Source organism: Vibrio sp. 10N.222.52.C3 (assembly GCF_041474195.1).
Classification (GTDB): Bacteria; Pseudomonadota; Gammaproteobacteria; order Enterobacterales; family Vibrionaceae; genus Vibrio; species Vibrio crassostreae_C.
Genome location: NZ_JBFRTQ010000230.1, coordinates 1 through 1,542 on the forward strand (window position 1 = coordinate 1; position 1,542 = coordinate 1,542).

Sequence of the window (1,542 nt, forward strand, 5' to 3'; positions counted from 1 at the left end):
CTCCTACTCGATTCTGTTACTTAACGATCAGTGTTAGAGCTAGCTGTAGCGTCATTAAGCGCTCAGTGCTTGCTCTAGGTCAGCCAAGATATCGTCAATGTGCTCGATACCTACTGATAGGCGAATCATCTCCGGTGATACACCGGCTTGTTTCTGTTCAGCTTCGCTTAGTTGACGGTGTGTCGTCGAAGCTGGGTGACAAGCGAGAGATTTCGCATCGCCAATGTTAACTAAGCGCTTGAAGATTTGCAGTGCATCATAGAAGCGAACACCGGCTTCATAACCGTCTTTTAAACCAAAAGATAGAATGGCCGATGGCTTACCTTGCATGTACTTTTCAGCGAGTGGATAGAATTCTGAATCAGGCAGGCCAGCGTAACTTACCCAACTGACTTTCTCGTGTTGCTTGAGGTATTCCGCTACTTTCAAGGCATTCTCTGTGTGTCGCTCCATGCGTAGCGACAACGTCTCCAAACCTTGCATCAACATGAAAGCATTCATTGGTGACAGTGCTGCACCTGTATTACGTAGGGGAACCGTTCTAGCACGACCAATAAACGCAGCCTCACCAAAGGCCTCGGTATAAACCACGCCATGATAAGAAGGCTCTGGCTGATTAAACACAGGGAAGCGGTCCTTGTGCTGTGCCCATGGGAATTTACCTGAGTCGACAATCACGCCACCTAACGTTGTACCGTGACCACCCACGTATTTAGTTAGTGAGTGCACCACGATGTCAGCACCAAAATCGATAGGTTTACACAGTACAGGCGTCGCCACCGTGTTATCAACAATCACAGGTACACCTTGTGCGTGAGCAAGTTCAGCAACACGCTCTAAGTCGATAATATTACCTGCTGGGTTACCGATACTTTCGCAGTAAACCGCCTTGGTTTTTTCGTCAATCAGTGCCGCTAAGCTTTCTGGTTTATCGTCTTTAGCAAAACGAACTTCGATCCCTTGGTTTGGCAGCATATGAGCAAATAGGGTGTAAGTACCACCGTAAAGCTGAGGTGTTGAAACAATGTTGTCACCGATTTGCGCCAACGTCTGAATCGCATAGTTGATCGCAGCACTGCCCGCACTTACCACTAAGCCTGCGATACCTCCTTCTAAGGCGGCCATGCGTTTTTCTAACACATCATTGGTTGGGTTCATTATCCGTGTGTAGATATTGCCTGGCACCGCAAGGTTGAAGAGGTCGGCGCCGTGTTGTGCGTCATCGAATTCGTACGCGACGGTTTGGTAGATTGGAGTGGCAACCGATTTGGTTGTTGGATCAGTGTCGTAACCGAAGTGAATCGAGAGTGTTTCGTCTTTCATGAGTCTTCCCTGAACTATTGAGCGATTTATGTACTCTCATATTGCCGATTTTTTTATAAAAGAAAAGTATGTTTAGTCACAGAGAGGCAATTGGAATTGTGTGCGGGACGATTCGTTTTTGGTTCGGAAGTGCAGGGTGTGATTGGTACTGAATCAGAAAAGCAAAAAGCCAGAGCAGCGTGAACTGTTCTGGCTTTTCTAATTTGGTGGCCCCTCCCA

The 1,542-nt window shown here is 47.3% G+C and carries 1 protein-coding gene; it reads right to left on the minus strand.

The genetic code is table 11. The features are described from left to right. Positions 1-54: 54 nt before the first annotated feature. A complete protein-coding gene (locus tag AB4517_RS22525) occupies positions 55-1,323 on the minus strand; it encodes an O-acetylhomoserine aminocarboxypropyltransferase/cysteine synthase family protein (RefSeq protein WP_017061406.1) in 1,269 nt (422 codons plus the stop codon). Positions 1,324-1,542: the final 219 nt, after the last annotated feature.

Bases quoted from the DNA above. Each gene is read 5' to 3' on its own strand.
- AB4517_RS22525 (WP_017061406.1), bottom strand. From the start codon at position 1,323: ATGAAAGACGAAACACTCTCGATTCACTTCGGTTACGACACTGATCCA.